The following is a 983-nucleotide window of genomic DNA, read 5'->3' as shown; positions in this document are numbered from 1 at the left end:
CGGTGGGGTAACCCGCAAGGGAGCTAGCCGTCGAAGGTGGGGTAGATGATTGGGGTGAAGTCGTAACAAGGTAGCCGTATCGGAAGGTGCGGCTGGATCACCTCCTTTCTAAGGAAATACCCGGACCCGATGAGGTTCGGATAAACGTGGCAGTTTATCGCTTTACTCGTTGTCAGTTTTGAAAGAGTAACCGTACCCCAAAAAGTGGAGATAAGCGTTGCAGCTTATACCGATTACTTTTCGGGGACCCCGGAAACCATCTTTCAACGTTAAGTCATCCGTTTGGTGGCGATGGCGGAGGGGAACCACGCGTTCCCATACCGAACACGACCGTTAAGCCCTCCAGCGCCAATGGTACTTAGACCGCAGGGTCTTGGGAGAGTAGGACGTCGCCAAGCGGGTTATGCTATGCAAGCGAGCTGCCAACATTTAGAGGTTGAATGCAGCAAGCGAGCATGATAATCTAATAGTCCTTCCGCGAGAGCGGTAGGGATGATCCTTGCACCTTGAAAACTGGATAACGAAAGAAAAGAATTGCTGAAACATCCTTTAAGCTGTTTTTATTGTTAGCGAAAGGTGTTCGAGATTGTTCCGACTTCTTTTCGTTTTGTTTCACCTACTTGATGTCTTAGGAGATTGAGGAAACAAAATGAAAACGGCGGTCAAGCCGAATCACCTGAGCATATGGTTAAGCTAGTAAGAGCGCACGGAGGATGCCTAGGCACCAGGAGCCGAAGAAGGACGTGGCGAACAACGATACCGCCCCGGGGAGCCGTAAGCAGGCATTGATCCGAGGATTTCCGAATGGGGAAACCCAGCTGTCGTAATGGACAGTTACTACTAAGTGAATACATAGCTTAGTAAGAGGCATACCAGGGGAACTGAAACATCTAAGTACCCTGAGGAAGAGAAAACAATAGTGATTCCGTCAGTAGCGGCGAGCGAACGCGGATTAGCCCAAACTTGCGGATTTATCCGCAGGG

Annotated in this window: 3 rRNA genes; all 3 read left to right on the top strand. The window is 49.9% G+C overall.

Annotation, left to right across the window (positions count from 1 at the left end):
* Positions 1-108: ribosomal RNA gene (locus tag AC2TDN_RS26510) — 16S ribosomal RNA — on the top strand; the annotation flags it as partial.
* 173 nt (positions 109-281) lie between these two features.
* Positions 282-398 (top strand): 5S ribosomal RNA (rrf, locus tag AC2TDN_RS26505).
* A gap of 288 nt (positions 399-686) precedes the next feature.
* A 23S ribosomal RNA gene (locus AC2TDN_RS26500) occupies positions 687-983 on the top strand; the annotation flags it as partial.

Source organism: Paenibacillus sp. Y660 (genome assembly GCF_057221575.1).
The sequence above is the reverse complement of the archived record's forward strand: the minus strand, read 5'-3'. Positions and strand labels throughout refer to the sequence as shown.